This window comes from Amycolatopsis sp. NBC_00348 (assembly GCF_036114655.1).
Lineage (GTDB): Bacteria > Actinomycetota > Actinomycetes > Mycobacteriales > Pseudonocardiaceae > Amycolatopsis.
The window spans coordinates 9,286,229-9,301,534 of record NZ_CP107994.1 but is presented as its reverse complement, the minus strand read 5'-3'; the positions used below and the strand labels follow the sequence as shown (position 1 = coordinate 9,301,534).

Sequence of the window (15,306 nt, the reverse complement as noted above, 5' to 3'; positions counted from 1 at the left end):
CACCCGGTCGCCGGGTGGTGGCTTTTCCAACCCTGGTCGCGTTGCGCGCGAAAGGTGGCGAGCCATCCTGGCCGTGTTCTCGGAGCTCGGCGGGTTCCGGTCCGTGAGCTTGCTGAGCGGTTCGATCCCGCGGACTCTCGCACAGACCTCGACGTGGGAGCAGCCTTGAACCGAGGAAACCCTCTGGGCGAACCTGGTCCGAGGGGCCGCCGCGGACCTTCGGCTGGGTGACTACGGCACGGTGCACCCGATTCCCGGCGGCGGCTTCCGCAGCAACCACGTCGCCATGAAGTACACCTGTCCGGACCACTGGCTCTATTCGCGGGAGCGGATGCCGGAGCCGGATGACCGCGCCGCCGATTCACCACGCGCCGGTGCGTTCCGGATCGTGTGCCGGCACCTGATCGAGTCGGACAACTTCGCCGGGCCGGACTTCTCGTGGGGCGACCGCGAGATCCACGAAGCCGCCACCGGCCGGGGGTCGCGGCTTCGGTGACAGCAGCAAGCCCGTTGCGCTGGCGACCTCGCACCACCTGGCCTACCTGGCCGGCCGCAGTGCGGCTTGACCCAATCCGCTAACTCATCGTCACCGAGAAGTCCGTCAGTGTGAACCTCGCCTTGCCGCCGCTCGTGGAGCAGAACTCGATGCCGTAGCCGATCTGGTTGACCGTCGGGTTCGGGGGGATGAAGCCCTTGCCGATGCCCCAGGCGATCATCGCCTTCAGGTCCACCGCGCCCGAGTACTGCGTCGCCTGGGAGACGAACGCGATGTAGCCGTCGTCGTCCGCCCAGACGTCGTACGCGTGGCCGTCCGCTGTGTACGTCCCGACCTTGTCGCCCGACGGTTGCTGCTTGAGGTTCTCCGTCCAGACCATCACCTCGGTCACGCCCTTGCCGTCGCCGACGCCGTTGAGCCAGAGGTCGTACGCGACGTCGTAGATGCCCGTGCCTGGGCCGCGGCCGGCGAACGTCGAGCGGATCACCGAATAGTCGTTGAACGGCTTTCCGTTCTGGTCGTTGATGTCCTTGTGGACGTTCGGATAGGTTTTCACCGACGTCGTCGACGGCTGGGTGGAATCCACGTACCAATTGTCGTACGCGCACGCGCGCAGCGTTTCCGGGCCCGCTTCGTCCGAGTTCCACATGTTGTTGTGGACGTAGTAGCCGCCGTCGGACCAGCCGCCGTCGGGGTCGCTCGTGGTGAACTCCGGGCTGCCGCAGTTGCGGACCGGGGTCGCCGACGGCGGACTAGGCGCAGGTCGAGACGCACTTCGCGGGACCGACGTCGGCGGCGCGAGGGTGCCGCTGGACGTCACCGGCGAAGACGCCGGAGGTGACGACGACGCGACGGGCGACACCGCGGCCGGAGCGGCCGGCGCCGCCGAACCGGCGTCCTGCCCGCACCCGACGAGCACGAAAAAGGGAATTACCGACAACACGGCCAGAGTTCTTCGTCGCATTTTCCCGCCTCGTCAACAATGGCAGAACGAGGCGGAACCCTAACACGGAAAAATGACGATCAGCCGGCTTCGGGATCGAGGTCGTGGGACGTGATCGGCCGGCCCGGCAACGGCGTTCCCGGCCGCGCGCTCAGCCCGTCGATCATGATGCCCACACAGCGGCTCGCCGCCATCGCCGCGACCTCGTCGGTCTTCGCGCGCATCTGACGCAGCATCGTCGCGAACAGGATCGCGACGTCACCCGCGCCGACGTCGTCGCGGAGCTTGCCCTCGGCCTGGGCGCCGCGGACGAACTCGTCCAGGACCACCAGGATCTCGTCACGCAGGCGGCGGACCTCCGGGTCGCCCTTCAGGATCACCAGCGCCCGGTGCGACACCATCGCCAGCTGGACGACCAGCTGCAGCTCGACCGACTGCCGCAGGAGCCGCTCGAGCGCGCGCCACGACGACGTCTCCTCCGCGGCGATCCGCTTGGCGTCGATCAGGACGCGCTCGAAGTTGTCCATCGCCACCGCGCGGACCAGGGCGTCACGATCCGGGAAGCGCCGGTACAGCGTGCCGACGCCGACGCCGGCCGCCCGGGCGATCTCCTCCATCGGCACTTCGGCACCGGACGCGGCGAAGATGCTCTTCGCGGCGGCCAGGATCTGGTCGCGGTTGCGCCGCGCGTCAGCCCGCAGGCTGGTATCGGGGTCTGCCGTCATGCCGTTCGCCTCTCGCTGAATCTGGCGCGGGGTGATTCTCGCATGGTCAGGCGCCCACACAGTGCATCCGCAAGATGTCACCCGTTAGCTAGTGGACGATGTCCTTCCACTTGGGTACGTTGGGTTCTAGAACCGGAATGTAATCCTCCACATACTTTCCGTCCGATTTGGGGATCCGAAATGACCGAAGTCGCCGAACCCGCCACGACCTCGACCGGGGAAGAGGTCTTCCCGCTGGTGCGCAGCTGCCCGTTCGCGCCGCCACCGGCGTACGAGAAGCTGCGCGAAGCGGGCCCCGTCCAGCGCGTCGAGCTGCAGTCCGGCCAGGAGGCCTGGGCGATCACCCGGCTCGAGGACGTCCGGCAGATGCTGACCGACCCGCGGTTCAGCTCCGACCGGTTCAACCCGGGCTTCCCGTTCCTGACCAAGCAGGGCCGCCCGGTGCGGCGGAGCAACTTCACCGCGTCGCTGATCAACATGGACCCGCCGCAGCACGGCTCGGCCCGGCGCGAGGTCGTCGGCGAGTTCACGGTCAAGCGGATGAAGGCCCTCCAGCCCCGCATCCAGCAGATCGTCGACGAGCACATCGACGCGATCCTGGCCGGCCCGAAGCCCGCCGACCTGGTCACCGCGCTGTCGCTGCCGGTGCCGTCGCTGGTCATCTGCGAGCTGCTCGGCGTCCCGTACGCCGACCACGACTTCTTCCAGGTCCGCAGCTCGACGCTGCTCAACCGCGACGTCGAGCAGGACGACCGGATCAAGGCCGTCGACGAGCTGCAGACCTACCTCGACCAGCTGGTCTCCACCAAGGAGGCCGAGCCGGCCGACGACCTGCTCAGCCGTCAGATCGCCAAGCAGCGCGAGGAACACGGCGAGGCCGACCACGACTCGCTCGTCTCGCTGGCGTTCCTGCTGCTCATCGCCGGGCACGAGACGACGGCGAACATGATCTCGCTCGGCACCGTCGCGCTGCTGGAGAACCCGGACCAGCTCGAGCTGATCAAGAACGACCCGGGCAAGACGCTCGACGCCGTCGAGGAGCTGCTCCGGTACTTCACGATCGCCGAGTTCGCGACGTCGCGCGTCGCCACCGAGGACCTCGAGATCGGCGGTCAGCTGATCCGCGAGGGCGAGGGCGTGCTCGGCCTCAGCTACTCCGGCAACCGCGACCCGGAGGCGTTCGACAACCCGGACGAGCTGGACCTGGAGCGCGGCGCGCGCCACCACGTCGCGTTCGGCTTCGGGCCGCACCAGTGCCTCGGCCAGAACCTGGCCCGGATGGAGCTGCAGATCGTGTTCGACACGCTCTTCCGCCGCCTCCCGGAGCTGAAGCTGGCCGTGCCGGTCGAGCAGCTGCCGTTCAAGCACGACTCGTCGATCTTCGGTCTGTACTGCCTGCCCGTGACCTGGTGAAAGAGGGGAAATCATGACGACAGTCGAGGAGCCGGTCCACCAGTTCCCGATGACCCGCACGTGCCCGTTCTCGCCGCCGCCCGCGTACCAGGAGATCCGCGAAGAGGAGCCGATCACCCGCGTCGGGCTCCCCGACGGCGGACGCGCCTGGGTGGTCAGCCGGCACGAGGACGTCCGGACCGTGCTGAACGACCGGCGGTTCAGCGCCGACCGGCAGCACCCGGACTTCCCGCAGCTCGTGGCGGGCGGGTTCCGGCGCCAGGGCGACGAGCGCACCATGATCACCATGGACGCGCCCGAGCACGGGCCGGCCCGCAAGGCCGTGCTCGGCGAGTTCACCGTGCGCCGGATGGAGGCGCTGCGGCCGCGGATCCAGGAGATCGTGGACGGCCAGATCGACGCGCTGCTGGCCGGGCCGAACCCCGGCGACCTCGTCGAGGCGCTGGCGCTGCCGGTGCCGTCGCTGGTGATCTGCGAGATGCTCGGCGTGCCCTACGACCAGCACGACTTCTTCCAGACCCACACGGCGAAGCTGATCAAGCGTTCGACGTCGCCGGAGGAGCGGCGCGCGGCGTTCGACACCATCCGCGGCTACATGGAAGAGCTCATCGCGGAGAAGGAGGAGAACCCGCCGGACGACCTGCTCGGCCGGCAGATCGTCAAGCTCCGCGAAGACGGTACTTACCGGCGTGCTTCGCTGGCCGCGACCGGTTTCCTGCTGCTGGTGGCCGGGCACGAGACGACGGCGAACATGATCTCGCTGTCGACGGTGGCGCTGCTCCGGAACCCGGAGCAGCTCGCGCTGCTGAAGGCCGACCCGGGCAAGACGCTCGACGCCGTCGAGGAGATGCTGCGCTACTGGACGATCGTCGACGCGGCGACCGCGCGGCTGTGCGTCGAGGACGTCGAGCTGAGCGGGCAGCTGATCCGGGCCGGCGAGGGTGTGCTCGCGCTGGGCTACGCGGCCAACCGCGACCCCGGGGCGTTCGACAACCCGGACGACCTGGACATCGACCGCGGCGCACGCCACCACGTCGCGTTCGGCTTCGGCCCGCACCAGTGCCTCGGCCAGAACCTGGCCCGGATGGAACTGCAGATCGTGTTCGACACGCTGTTCCGCCGGATTCCGTCCCTGAAACTGGCAGTTCCCGTGGAAGAACTGCCCTTCAAGGACGACGCGAACATCTACGGGCTGTACCGGCTGCCGGTCACCTGGTAGAGATCGAGCGGACGGCCCTCCCACCACAGGAGAAGAACCATGAAGATCATCGCGGACACCGGCAAGTGCGTCGGCGCGGGTCAGTGCGTCCTCACCGAGCCCGCGCTGTTCGACCAGAGCGAGGACGACGGCACCGTCATCGTCCTCGACGACCAGCCACGGGGCGAGCTGATCGAAAAGGCCCGCGAAGCGGTGCACGTCTGCCCGAGCCAGGCCCTCTCCCTCGATGAGTAGGTCTGCCGCAGCTCGTCGTGAGTGTTTAGGGCGGTTCTAACCGCCCTAAACACTCACGACCGAGTTATCCACACCGTTCCTGGTTATCCACAGATTTGCCGGGCGTCTCCTACGGGCCGATGGAGTCGACCATGGTCGAGATGTGCCTCTCAACCGACGGTGGTCCACCGACGAACTGCCGGGCTCGGCCAGACCGAGCTGGCCGGTCGTCCTCGACCGGCAACACGACATCATCAGCCACGGACAACTGCGCTCTTACGGCCACACCAAAGCGGACCTGGCCGCCAACGTGGAAGCCGGGCGATGGCAACGCGTGCTGCCGGGCGTCTACGCGACGTTCACCGGTCCGCTGCCCCGACCCGCGCGCTTGGCGGCCGCACTGCTCTACGGCGGCAGGCACGCTGTCCTGAGCCACCACTCGGCGGCGGAGGAATGGGGACTCGTCCCCATCACCGACCGGCCGGTGGAGATCACGGTGCCCTACACGAGTTCCGCCATCTCGCAGCTCCCAATCGTGGCGGTTCACCGATCGCGCGCCCTGCGGCACACGACACTGGCGACCACGCCGCCTCGTACCCGCGGCCCGGACACCATCGTCGACCTGGCCGTCTCGCAGGAGACCGCCCGGGACGCGACGCTGCTGGTGGTCGACCTCGTCAGCCGAAGTTCGATGTCGCTCGAAGCCGTCGAGAACTGCGTCTCGCAGCGCCCGCCCTTCCGCTACCGGGCTGCCATCCGCAGGGGACTCGGCCTGGTGCGCAACGGCTTGATGTCCGCTCTCGAAGTCGAGTACCTCGAGCTGGTCGAAGATCAGCACGGCCTGCCGCGAGGCGATCGGCAGACGCCGTTCGCCGTGGACGGGAAGACCTTGTGGGAGGACGTCACCTACGACAGCCACGGCGCCGCAGTGACCATCCGGCTCGACGGCCGCGCAACGCACGCCACAGCCGGAGTCGCCTTTCGCGATCGCCGCCGGGACAACGCCGCCGAGCTCGCGGGCAGGGCCCGGCTCGTCTACGGCTGGCAGGACGTCCACTCTTCGCCATGCGAGGTCGCCGCCGAAGTGCGGGCCATCCTGCTCCGCGAAGGGTGGAACCCGGACGGGAGCCGAGCGTCGAGCTGCCGACTCTGCCGCAGCTTGTCGTGAGTGTTTAGGGCGGTTCTAACCGCCCTAAACACTCACGACAAGGTGACCACTACGAGAGGCGGAGGGTTGTTTCCGGGTTGAAGGCGTGCGTTTCGCCTTTGCCGCGCAGGGCCACGCGGACGTTGTCGCCCATTCGGGGTGGGCGGCGGCCGTCGACGCGGACTACGAAACGGTCGTCGCCTACCTTGCCGTGGAGGTAGGCGTCCGCGCCCAGTTCCTCCACCAGCTCCACCACCAGCTCGAAGCCGCCCTCCGAGACCAGTTCCAGGGACTCCGGGCGGACGCCGAACGTGACCTCGCGCAGACCGGCAGAACCAGCCGCGGTGAGCACCGAACGTGGCAGCGGCAGGACGACGTCGCCGAGGCGGACGCCGCCCTCTGCCAGCGGCAGCAGAGCCAGGTTCATCGCCGGTGAGCCGATGAAGCCCGCCACGAAGGAGTTCGTCGGGTTGTCGTACAGCTCCCGCGGTGACGCGCACTGCTGCAACCGGCCGTCGCGCAGGACGGCCACCCGGTCGCCCATCGTCATCGCCTCGACCTGGTCGTGCGTGACGTAGATGGTCGTCGTGCCGAGCCGTTGCTGCAGCTGCGCGATGTTCGCGCGGGTCTCGACCCGCAGCTTCGCGTCCAGATTGGACAGTGGCTCGTCCATCAGGAACACGCTCGGCTCGCGCACGATCGCCCGGCCCATCGCGACGCGCTGCCGCTGCCCGCCGGACAACGCTTTCGGCTTGCGGTCGAGAAACCGCGTCAGGTCCAGCATCGCGGCGGCCTCGCCGACGCGTGCCCGGATGTCCGAAGCCGACATTCCCCGCAGCTCCAGCGCGAAGCCCATGTTGCCGGCCACCGTCATGTGCGGGTACAGCGCGTAGGACTGGAACACCATCGCGATGTCCCGGTCCTTCGGCGGCAGGCCCGTGACGTCGCGGTCGCCGATCCGGACAGCGCCCTCGTCGACGTCCTCCAGCCCGGCCAGCATCCGCAACGCCGTCGACTTGCCCGAGCCGGACGGCCCGACCAGCACGAGGAACTCCCCGTCCGGCACCGAAAGGTCGAGCTGGTCGACCGCCTTCACCGACGACACGCCCGGGTAGACGCGGGACGCCTTTTCGTAGACGACTGCAGCCATGGCTACTTCACCGCTCCCATCGACAGCCCGCGGACGAGGTGGTTCTGCGCGAACCAGCCGACGATCATCACCGGCAGCGACGCCAGCAGCGCGGCCGCGGACAGCTGAGCCCAGTACAGGCCCTCACTCGTGATGAACCCGACGAGGAACACCGGCACCGTGCCGGCCCGCGCCGCCGTCAGGTTGACCGCGTAGAAGAACTCGGTCCAGGAGAAGATCACGCAGATCAGCGCGGTCGCCGCGATCCCCGGCGCGACCACCGGCATGATGATCCGGCGCAGCAGCGTCGGCAGGTTCGCGCCGTCGATCCGGCCGGCCTCGATCATCTCGTGCGGCACCTCGAGGAAGAACGACCGCATCATCCAGATGGCCAGCGGCAGGTTCATCGACGTGTAGAGGATGATCAACGCCCACACCGTGTCCAGCAGCTCGGTGTTCTGGGAGATGATGTACAGCGGGATGATCGCCGCGACGATCGGCAGCATCTTCGTCGACAAGAAGAAGCCCAGTGCATTGGACGTCTTCTTCACCGGCGCCAGCGAAAGCGCGTACGCCGCCGGAATTCCCAGCAGCAGCACCAGCAGCGTCGAGATCACCGTGACGAACGCGGAGTTCGCCACGTAGGGCAGGAACCCGCCCTTCAGGACGTTCGCGATCTGGTCGAACGTCGGGCTGAAGAACAGCTTCGGCGGGTCGGTGTAGGCGTCGGACTCCTGCTTGAACGCCGTGAGGATCATCCACAGCAGCGGGAAGACGAACAGGATCGCGATCACCCACGTGACGACGGTGAGCGCGCCTGGGCCGAGCTTGCGCTTCGGCTTGCGGGCGGGAGCCGCGGTGGTGGCCGCCGAGGGGCGGGTCTCCAGGGTGGTCATTTGATGCCTCCGTCCACCGAGAACGTGCGGAACATCAAGCGCAGGGCGAAGGTCGCGACGATCATCGTCAGGATCACGACGATCACGCCCATCGCCGACGACTGGCCGACGTCGAAGCCTTCGAACGCGCGCTGGTAGATGTAGTACGGCAGGTTGGTGCTGGCCGTGCCCGGCCCGCCCTGCGTCATCAGGAAGATCGCGTCGAAGCTGTTCACGATGTAGATCGCGCCCAGCAGCGTCGCCAGCTGCAGGAACCGCGACAGGTGCGGCAGGGTGATGGAGACGAACGTCCGCCAGCGGCTCGCGCCGTCGACCGACGCCGCTTCCAGGACCTCCTTGGACTGGCTCTGCAGCCCGGCCAGGATCAGCAGCATCATGAACGGCGTCCACTGCCACACGATCTGGGCCATCACCGACGCCAGCGGGAACTGCGAAAGCCAGTCGGTGTCGGTGCCGAAGACGAAGTGCAGCAACCCGTAGGTCGGGTCGAACACCGTCGTCTTCCACAGCAGCGCGCCGGCTGCCGGCAGGATCAGGAACGGCGTGATCAGCAGCGTGCGGACGAAACCGCGGCCCATGAACTTCCGGTCCAGCAGGATCGCCAGGCCGAGGCCGAGCAGCAGCGCGACGAGCACGCACACCACGGTCAGCAGCACCGTGTTGAGCAACGCGACCAGGAACGTCGTGTCACTGAAGACGTCGATGTAGTTGTCCAGGCCGACGAAGTGCCGCGAACCCGGCCGGACCAGGTTCCAGGACTGGAACGAGTAGAACACGGTCAGCAGGAACGGCAGCTGCGTCACGGCGACGACGAAGAGCAACGCCGGCAGCAGCGGCAGGCGCCGCTTGGCCGCGGTGCTCAGGCCGCGTTTCTCCGTGACCTTCGCGTGCGACTGGGACTTGGGGGTGGATACGGAGAGCGTGGACATCACTGCACCGCCTTGTAGGAGTCGCCCACCGTCTGGGCGTAGTCCTGGGACTGCGTCAGGGCGTCGTCGACCGACTCGCGGCCGGCGATCGCCGCCGACAGCTGCTGGCTCACCCTGGTGCCCAGGTCCTGGAACTCGGGGATGCCGACGAACTGGATGCCGGGGTAGGGCACCGGGTTCGCCATGGCCTTCTGCTGGTTCGCGTCCGCGATGCCGTCGAGCGTCGGTTTCGCGTAGGTCTGCGCGGCCTTGGCGTAGTCGGGAATGTCGTAAGTGGACTGACGCACACCCGGCGGGACGCGGTTCCAGCCGTAGGTCGCCCCGACCTTCTGCACGTACGCCTTGTCGGTCATCCAGGCCATGAACTTCCAGGCCGCGTCCTTGTCCTTGGCCACCTTCGGGATGCCGAGGGCCCAGGTGTAGAGCCATCCGCTGGCCTGCGTCTTGACGACCGGCGCCGGTGCGTACCCCGACTTGCCGACGATCTTGCTGCTCGACGGGTCCTCGTTGGTGCCCGCCATGACCGTGGCGTCGTACCACATCGCCGCGTTGCCCTGCGTGTAGCGCGTGCCGCACTCGGAGAACCCGGCGCTGGAGGCCCCGACCTCACCGTGATCGCGGATCAGGTTGACGTAGAAGTTCGCGGCGTCCTTGAACTCCGGCGACGTCAGCTTGGCGTTCCAGTCCTTGTCGAAGTACTGGGCGCCGAAGGTGTTGGCCACCGTGCTGAACGGCGCGAGGCTCTCGCCCCAGCCCGGCTTGCCGCGCAGGCAGATGCCGGCGACGCCGTTCGCCTTGTCGTCCAGCTTCGCGGCGAACTCCGCGACCTGCTGCCACGTCGGCTTGGCCGGCATGGTCAGCCCGGCCTTGGCGAAGAGGTCCTTGCGGTAGGCCAGGAACGACGACTCGCCGTAGAACGGCACCGCGTACATCTGGTTCTGGTACGACAGCGACTGCTTGATGCTGGGGATGAAGTCGCCTTCGTCGTAACCCGGGGTGGCCGCCATGTGCGGTTCGAGGTTCTCGAGCCAGCCGTTGGCCGCCCACTGCGGCGCCTCGTAGTTGCTGATCATCACGACGTCGAACTCGCCGCCCTCGGTGGCGGTCGACGCGGTGATCTTGGCGCGGGCCTGGTTTTCCGGCAGTGACACGAACTTGAGGGTGATGCCGGTGGCCTTCTCGAACTCGGGGGCGAGCGAGATCGCGTCCTTCATCTGCGGGTTGGACACGATCGCGATGACGAGCGTCGAGTTGCCGGTGCCGACCGAGCCGGCGCCGGCGCAGCCGGTGACCAGCAACGACGTCGCGGCGAGGAGGGTGAGCAGCTTACGCACGGCCACCTCCCGGGAGTACCTGCACCTTGAGGCCGGAGCCGCTGCGCATCTTGGCGAGCGCGTCCGGGTACTGCTCCAGCGGCAGCCGGTCCGTGAGCAGCTCGTCCGTGTTGATGGCGCCGCCGGCCACGAGGTCGAGCGCGGTGCCGTAGCTGTTCAGCACGGCCATCGAGCCGACGACGGTGATCTCGTCGTTGTAGATGCGGAACGGCGAAAGCGCGACGCGGGCTTCGGCCGGGGCGACGCCGAAGACGAGCAGCCGGCCGCCGCGGCGGATCGAGTCGAAAGCGGCTTCGATGGCCGGGGCGGCGCCGGTGCAGTCGACGGCGACGTCGAACTTCTCGCCGTTCAGCTCGCCGACGTCGGCCGCGGTGGCGACGGCGCCCAGCCGGCTCGCACGCGGCAGCCGGTCCTTGTTGCGGTCGACCACGGTGACGTGGGCGCCGGCGCGCTGCAGCAGCTGCTGCATGATCAGGCCCATGGTGCCGGCGCCGACGACGAGAAAGCGCTCTCCGGCTTCGACGCCGACCCGGCGCACGCCGTGCACCGCGCAGGAAACGGGCTCGACCAGCGCGCCCTGCTCCCAGGTCATCGTGTCGGGCATCCGGTAGCAGTTGGCCGACGGGACGGCGACGAACTCCGCGAAGGCGCCGTCGACGGTGTCACCGGTGGCGTTCCAGTTCGCGCAGAGGTTGCCGTGGCCGGAGCGGCACGGGCCGCAGTAGCCGCAGAACAGCGAGGGGTCGACGGCGACGCGGTCGCCGATCTCCCAGCCGCCCGGCACGTCGTCGCCGAGCTCGACGATCTCCCCGGCGAACTCGTGACCGGGGACGATCGGGTACGGCGTCGGCGGGAAGTGCCCGTCGGCGATGTGCAGGTCCGTGCCGCAGATGCCGCACGCGCCCACCTTGATGACGACCTGTCGTTCCCCTGGTTTCGGATCGGGCACCTCGCCGACCCTGATCTCGCCGGGCCGGTCGATGATGGCGGCACGCATGCCTAGCCCCTTCCTCGCGCTCATATGAGCATCGTTGACCTGATGCGTCGAGAAGTTGTGAAGGCATTACAGGTCTGACGTCGGTGTTACGTCAACCTTTCGAGCAGATTTCGCGCTATAGTGCTCATATGAGCACGTCCAAGAAGCAGCCGTCGCTGACCGAAGCCATGCTGCTAGCGACCGTCGCCCGGCGCTTCTACGTGCAGGGACGCTCCAAGCTGGAGATCGCCGACGAATTCGACGTCAGCCGCTTCAAAGTCGCCCGGATGCTCGACACCGCCAGGGAGTCCGGCCTGGTCAGAGTGGAGTTCGCGCTGCCGGCGCCGGTGGACCTGACCCTGTCGGACGAGGTCCGATCGGCCTACGGTCTGGACCGGGCCCTCGTGCTGGAACGCTCAACCGAGCGTGAACCGAAGGAGGTCGTCCGGGCCAGGATCGGCGCACTCGCGGCCCGGCTGCTCGAAGAGGTCGTGACGACCGACGACATCCTCGGGCTCTCCTGGGCCCGCTCGGTGAACGCGCTGACCGAGGCGATCCGGACGCTGGCGCGCTGCCCGGTCGTCCAGCTCTGCGGAGTGCAGGCGGGGATGGACATGCGTGGCCGCTCGGTCGAGACGGTCAGCCGGGTGACGGCGGTGTCCGGCGGCGACGCCTACCCGATCTTCGGGCCGCTGGTGCTGCCGGACCGCCGCACGACCGAGACCCTGCGGCGGCAGCCCGGCATCGTCGAAACGTTCGGCCAGTTCCGGAACCTGACGAAGGCCGTGGTCAGCATCGGTGCGTGGCAACCGGGCGAGTCGACGGTCTACGACGCGCTGGACGAGGCGGAGCGAGCGGCGATAGCGGCCCGCGGCGCGACGGCGGAGGTCGCGGCCCGGCTGTTCGACGCGTCCGGCAACGCGCTGTCCACCGGCCTGGCCCACCACGTGCTGGCGATCAGCCACGAGGAGCTGATGGCGGTGCCGGAGGTGATCGCGTTGGGCTACAGCAAACCGAAGGCGTCGGCGGTGGACGCGGTGCTGCGGTCGGGCATGGTCTCGACGCTGATCACGGACGCGGCGGCGGCGGTGCCGCTCCTGGCCCTGGCGGCGAAGAACCCGCCGCGCTGAGCCGTACTCCCGGGGAGGTAGCCGGCGCCCGGCGCGCTACCCCACCGGGCGCAGATCGCGTGACGCGGGCTCCGGGGTTACGCCCGATGTGCGCGCGGGGTTCCTCCGCGAGCCTGGAAACCGTGACCCGAACCAAGGCTTCTCCCCGCTGGCGCCACGCCGTCGTCTGGCTGCACGTCCTGTCGTCGGTCGCCTGGATGAGCCAGGCCCTCGCGCTCGTCGTGCTCATGTCGCTGGCGCTCACCCGCCGCGCCCAAGCCGGCGCCGCGACCGCGATGGCCGACCGGCTCGACTCCGTGCTGCTCGCCCCGATGGCGAACGTCTCCGCCTTCACCGGCCTCGTGCTCGCCGGCGCGACCGCGTGGGGCTACACGAGACACTGGTGGGTCCTCACGAAGTTCGCCCTGACGCTCATCCAGCTCTACGCCGGCATCTTCCTGCTCTCCCCCGCCCTGCGCGACGCCGCGGACACCGCCACCGTCGCGTGGCCGCAGATCGCCGGCGCCTCGCTGATGGCGAGCGCGCTTTCCTTCCAGGCGTGGCTTTCGATCGCGAAGCCGTGGAAGAAGACGCCGTGGTCGCCCGCCGCGAAGCCGCCGGCCGCGCCGACCTGGGTGTTCGTCACCGGCGTGGCCGCGCCCGCGTTCGACGTCGGCGCCGGGCTCCTCGCCGGCTACCCGCTGCCCGCGTTGTCGCTGGTCACGCTGGTCGTGCTCGGGTTTGAGCGGCGACGACGTCGTCGCCGTGCTCAGCCGCCCAGCGCCCGAAGCCTTCGATCGGCTCCAGGAAACTCGAGCCCAGTGGCGTGAGGGCGTAGCCGCCGTCGCGGCGCTCGAGGAGACCGTCGGACTCCAGGCGCCGCACGGTTTCCGTGAGCACCTTGGCGCTGATTCCGCCGATCGAGCGACGCAGTTCGCCGTGCCGGCGCGGGCCGTGGCGCAGCGCCCACAGCACCACCGGGTTCCAGGTGTTGGCGACGAGGTCGAACGCGAGCCGCGTCGGGCAGTCGGCGAGAAAGTCCATGGTTACCTTTCGGTTCCTGCCGGGGTCCCTAACGTCGTGCCGGTACAGCAAAGCACGAGGAGGACACATGCGGATCGGGATCTTCGGCACGGGCGCCATGGCGACGGCACTGGGCCCGCACTGGACGAACGCCGGACACGAGCTGAGGGTCGCCGGCCGCGGCACCGGGACGTGGGCCGAGGTGGCGGCCTTCGCGGACGCCGTGCTCCTGGCGATTCCCGCGGACGCCGTCTTCGACGTCCTGCCGAAAGCGGGCCCGCTGCGCGGCAAAGTGCTGGTGGACTGCACCAACCAGCCCGGCCCGACCGGCACCGAGCCCCCGCCCGGCACCCCGGTGGCGACCCGGATCGCGGCCGCCGCGCCGGGCGCGCACGTCGTCAAGGCGTTCAACCTGGCCCACGTCGACGTCTGGCGCAAGCCACCCGCGACGCTCACGGTTCCGCTCTGCGGCGACGACCCGGCGGCCCTCGACGTCGTCCGCACGCTGGTCCGCGACGTCGGCTGCACCCCGGTCCTCGGCGGCGGCCTGGACCGCGCGCACCTGCTGGAGGCGACGGCGGCGTTCGCCATCGGCCTGTGGTTCGCGGGCGAGGACGCCCAGGCGATCCTGGTCCCGGCCTCGTGAGTGGTAATGCGGGTTAGAACCCTAATTACCACTCACGACGGCGTCGACGTGGCCCGCCGCGAGGTCCGCGACCCGGGCCCGCAGGGGTGCGCCGCCGCGCGGGATGAGCGTCACCGTGCCGTCGGCCAGGTCCGTGACCAGCGTGCTCAACGTCAGCTGCGGGTCGCCGCCCGCCGCGTCGCGGTGCACGTCGTTCGTCAACGTGTCCGCCAGCCACGTCACGTCCGGGGCGGCCGGTGACAGGTGCGCGCAGACCTCGGCGCGGTCCAGGCTCTCCTCGCCCGCCGCGTCGAGGTCCGGCGGCAGCTGGCGGAAGTGGTTGGTGTGCCAGGAAAGCCCACTGGCCACAGTGGTCACGGCCGTCTCGTGACCGGCCTTCTCGACCACCGTCACGCCGGCCGAACCGACCTGGCCCATGGTGTACGCGAACCCGCCCGCCGAAGCGTGCGAGCGCAGCGACGACACGGCTTCCGCGACGTCGACAGCCCGCTGCAGCGACCGCGCGACGAAGTGCCGCCCGGCGCACGGCGAAGGCGTCACCACGTTCACGCTGTCGATGCCCCAGACCAGCCCGTGCGTGGTGAGCGTGAAGGTGTTGGCCGGCACGAAACCCGGGTACCACCAGACGCAGACGCCGGGCTCGCCGTCGATCAGCAGGGTCAGCAGCCGCCCGATGCCGTCGAACACCGGGGCGCCGTCCTCGTTGTGCCCGAGCAGGCTCCGCGCGCCGACCCACGCGAGGTCGGTGCAGCCGGTGCCGTCGCCGGTGCCCAGGTCACCGCGCAGGTTGGCCAGCAGCAGGTCGTCGAACGGCACCCCCGCGCCCGACGCCAGCGCGGCGAGCTCGGCGTAGGCGTCCGGGTGCTCGACCTGCGACGCAGATTCGATCGCCCGGAACAGCACCGGCGACCGCCGTGCCCGCCCGGTGACCGGCCACTCGGGCAGTCCGGCGAGGACGGTCCGGATGTCGGCCGCCGCATACGCCCCCAGCTCGGAGAACGCGGCTTCGCGGGGGCCGCGGACGACCGTCCAGCGCACGTCACCGATCCGGTGCTCCACGACCGTCGCCGCCATGCGCTCACGATGCCTGAGCAGTCAGGAAAAGGCA

Annotated in this window: 16 protein-coding genes and 1 pseudogene; 8 read left to right on the top strand and 9 right to left on the bottom strand. The window is 69.2% G+C overall.

Annotation, left to right across the window (positions count from 1 at the left end):
* Positions 1 to 184 precede the first annotated feature (184 nt).
* Positions 185 to 496: pseudogene (locus OHS58_RS41880) on the top strand (beta family protein); the annotation flags it as partial.
* A gap of 79 nt (positions 497 to 575) precedes the next feature.
* On the opposite strand, the gene OHS58_RS41875 reads toward OHS58_RS41880, so the two are convergent.
* The gene (locus tag OHS58_RS41875) at positions 576 to 1,415 is read right to left on the bottom strand and encodes a GH12 family glycosyl hydrolase domain-containing protein (protein WP_328645977.1); all 840 of its coding nucleotides are present in this window, start codon (positions 1,413 to 1,415) and stop codon (positions 576 to 578) included.
* A 104-nt stretch (positions 1,416 to 1,519) separates the two neighbouring features.
* Positions 1,520 to 2,164: a TetR/AcrR family transcriptional regulator gene (locus tag OHS58_RS41870; RefSeq protein ID WP_326955977.1), complete on the bottom strand. Its 645-nt coding sequence runs from the start codon at positions 2,162 to 2,164 to the stop codon at positions 1,520 to 1,522.
* Between the two features lie 180 nt (positions 2,165 to 2,344).
* Between OHS58_RS41870 and OHS58_RS41865 the strand changes: the two genes are divergently transcribed.
* From OHS58_RS41865 to OHS58_RS41850, 4 genes are all read left to right on the top strand, one after another.
* Positions 2,345 to 3,577 carry a cytochrome P450 gene (locus OHS58_RS41865; RefSeq protein WP_247060781.1) on the top strand — a complete coding sequence of 411 codons (1,233 nt, stop codon included), beginning with the start codon at positions 2,345 to 2,347 and terminating at the stop codon, positions 3,575 to 3,577.
* A gap of 13 nt (positions 3,578 to 3,590) precedes the next feature.
* Positions 3,591 to 4,796: a cytochrome P450 gene (locus OHS58_RS41860; RefSeq protein WP_247060780.1), complete on the top strand. Its 1,206-nt coding sequence runs from the start codon at positions 3,591 to 3,593 to the stop codon at positions 4,794 to 4,796.
* 39 nt (positions 4,797 to 4,835) lie between these two features.
* Entirely contained in the window at positions 4,836 to 5,030 is a 195-nt protein-coding gene (locus tag OHS58_RS41855) for a ferredoxin (protein ID WP_328645976.1), read from the top strand.
* Positions 5,031 to 5,172: 142 nt separating this feature from the next.
* The gene (locus OHS58_RS41850; RefSeq protein WP_328645975.1) at positions 5,173 to 6,177 is read left to right on the top strand and encodes a hypothetical protein; all 1,005 of its coding nucleotides are present in this window, start codon (positions 5,173 to 5,175) and stop codon (positions 6,175 to 6,177) included.
* A 49-nt stretch (positions 6,178 to 6,226) separates the two neighbouring features.
* Here the strand turns inward: OHS58_RS41850 and OHS58_RS41845 are convergent, their stop codons facing one another.
* Genes OHS58_RS41845 through OHS58_RS41825 form a run of 5 tightly spaced genes read right to left on the bottom strand, consistent with a single transcriptional unit; the run spans position 6,227 to position 11,441 of the window.
* A complete protein-coding gene (locus OHS58_RS41845) occupies positions 6,227 to 7,306 on the bottom strand; it encodes an ABC transporter ATP-binding protein (RefSeq protein WP_328645974.1) in 1,080 nt (359 codons plus the stop codon).
* Between the two features lie 2 nt (positions 7,307 to 7,308).
* The gene (locus OHS58_RS41840) at positions 7,309 to 8,181 is read right to left on the bottom strand and encodes a carbohydrate ABC transporter permease (protein ID WP_326946143.1); all 873 of its coding nucleotides are present in this window, start codon (positions 8,179 to 8,181) and stop codon (positions 7,309 to 7,311) included.
* The gene (locus OHS58_RS41835) at positions 8,178 to 9,110 is read right to left on the bottom strand and encodes a carbohydrate ABC transporter permease (RefSeq protein ID WP_328645973.1); all 933 of its coding nucleotides are present in this window, start codon (positions 9,108 to 9,110) and stop codon (positions 8,178 to 8,180) included. Before OHS58_RS41835 ends, OHS58_RS41840 begins: the two co-directional genes overlap by 4 nt.
* Positions 9,110 to 10,450 carry an ABC transporter substrate-binding protein gene (locus OHS58_RS41830; protein WP_328645972.1) on the bottom strand — a complete coding sequence of 447 codons (1,341 nt, stop codon included), beginning with the start codon at positions 10,448 to 10,450 and terminating at the stop codon, positions 9,110 to 9,112. Before OHS58_RS41830 ends, OHS58_RS41835 begins: the two co-directional genes overlap by 1 nt.
* On the bottom strand, positions 10,437 to 11,441 hold the full coding sequence (locus OHS58_RS41825; RefSeq protein WP_326946140.1) for a zinc-dependent alcohol dehydrogenase family protein: 1,005 nt from the start codon (positions 11,439 to 11,441) through the stop codon (positions 10,437 to 10,439). Before OHS58_RS41825 ends, OHS58_RS41830 begins: the two co-directional genes overlap by 14 nt.
* 128 nt (positions 11,442 to 11,569) lie before the next feature.
* Between OHS58_RS41825 and OHS58_RS41820 the strand changes: the two genes are divergently transcribed.
* Positions 11,570 to 12,550, top strand: coding sequence for a sugar-binding transcriptional regulator (locus tag OHS58_RS41820; RefSeq protein ID WP_328645971.1), 981 nt, complete (start codon positions 11,570 to 11,572; stop codon positions 12,548 to 12,550).
* 122 nt (positions 12,551 to 12,672) lie between these two features.
* Positions 12,673 to 13,359, top strand: a complete 687-nt coding sequence (locus OHS58_RS41815; protein ID WP_328645970.1) for a hypothetical protein — start codon at positions 12,673 to 12,675, stop codon at positions 13,357 to 13,359.
* On the opposite strand, the gene OHS58_RS41810 is transcribed toward OHS58_RS41815, so the two are convergent.
* On the bottom strand, positions 13,250 to 13,573 hold the full coding sequence (locus tag OHS58_RS41810; RefSeq protein WP_247060771.1) for a winged helix-turn-helix transcriptional regulator: 324 nt from the start codon (positions 13,571 to 13,573) through the stop codon (positions 13,250 to 13,252). The genes OHS58_RS41815 and OHS58_RS41810 overlap by 110 nt on opposite strands.
* 67 nt (positions 13,574 to 13,640) lie before the next feature.
* Here OHS58_RS41810 and OHS58_RS41805 point away from each other — a divergent pair, with 67 nt between their 5' ends.
* A complete protein-coding gene (locus OHS58_RS41805; RefSeq protein WP_326955984.1) occupies positions 13,641 to 14,198 on the top strand; it encodes an NADPH-dependent F420 reductase in 558 nt (185 codons plus the stop codon).
* Positions 14,199 to 14,219: 21 nt separating this feature from the next.
* On the opposite strand, the gene OHS58_RS41800 is transcribed toward OHS58_RS41805, so the two are convergent.
* Positions 14,220 to 15,272: a C45 family peptidase gene (locus OHS58_RS41800; protein WP_328645969.1), complete on the bottom strand. Its 1,053-nt coding sequence runs from the start codon at positions 15,270 to 15,272 to the stop codon at positions 14,220 to 14,222.
* Between the last annotated feature and the right edge of the window lie 34 nt (positions 15,273 to 15,306).

Excerpts from the sequence above, each read along its gene's own strand:
- OHS58_RS41870 (WP_326955977.1), bottom strand. The coding sequence starts at position 2,164 with ATGACGGCAGACCCCGATACCAGCCTGCGGGCTGACGCGCGGCGCAAC.
- OHS58_RS41865 (WP_247060781.1), top strand. The coding sequence starts at position 2,345 with ATGACCGAAGTCGCCGAACCCGCCACGACCTCGACCGGGGAAGAGGTC.
- OHS58_RS41860 (WP_247060780.1), top strand. The coding sequence starts at position 3,591 with ATGACGACAGTCGAGGAGCCGGTCCACCAGTTCCCGATGACCCGCACG.
- OHS58_RS41855 (WP_328645976.1), top strand. The coding sequence starts at position 4,836 with ATGAAGATCATCGCGGACACCGGCAAGTGCGTCGGCGCGGGTCAGTGC.
- OHS58_RS41845 (WP_328645974.1), bottom strand. The coding sequence starts at position 7,306 with ATGGCTGCAGTCGTCTACGAAAAGGCGTCCCGCGTCTACCCGGGCGTG.
- OHS58_RS41840 (WP_326946143.1), bottom strand. The coding sequence starts at position 8,181 with ATGACCACCCTGGAGACCCGCCCCTCGGCGGCCACCACCGCGGCTCCC.
- OHS58_RS41835 (WP_328645973.1), bottom strand. The coding sequence starts at position 9,110 with ATGTCCACGCTCTCCGTATCCACCCCCAAGTCCCAGTCGCACGCGAAG.
- OHS58_RS41825 (WP_326946140.1), bottom strand. The coding sequence starts at position 11,441 with ATGCGTGCCGCCATCATCGACCGGCCCGGCGAGATCAGGGTCGGCGAG.
- OHS58_RS41820 (WP_328645971.1), top strand. The coding sequence starts at position 11,570 with ATGAGCACGTCCAAGAAGCAGCCGTCGCTGACCGAAGCCATGCTGCTA.
- OHS58_RS41810 (WP_247060771.1), bottom strand. The coding sequence starts at position 13,573 with ATGGACTTTCTCGCCGACTGCCCGACGCGGCTCGCGTTCGACCTCGTC.
- OHS58_RS41805 (WP_326955984.1), top strand. The coding sequence starts at position 13,641 with ATGCGGATCGGGATCTTCGGCACGGGCGCCATGGCGACGGCACTGGGC.
- OHS58_RS41800 (WP_328645969.1), bottom strand. The coding sequence starts at position 15,272 with ATGGCGGCGACGGTCGTGGAGCACCGGATCGGTGACGTGCGCTGGACG.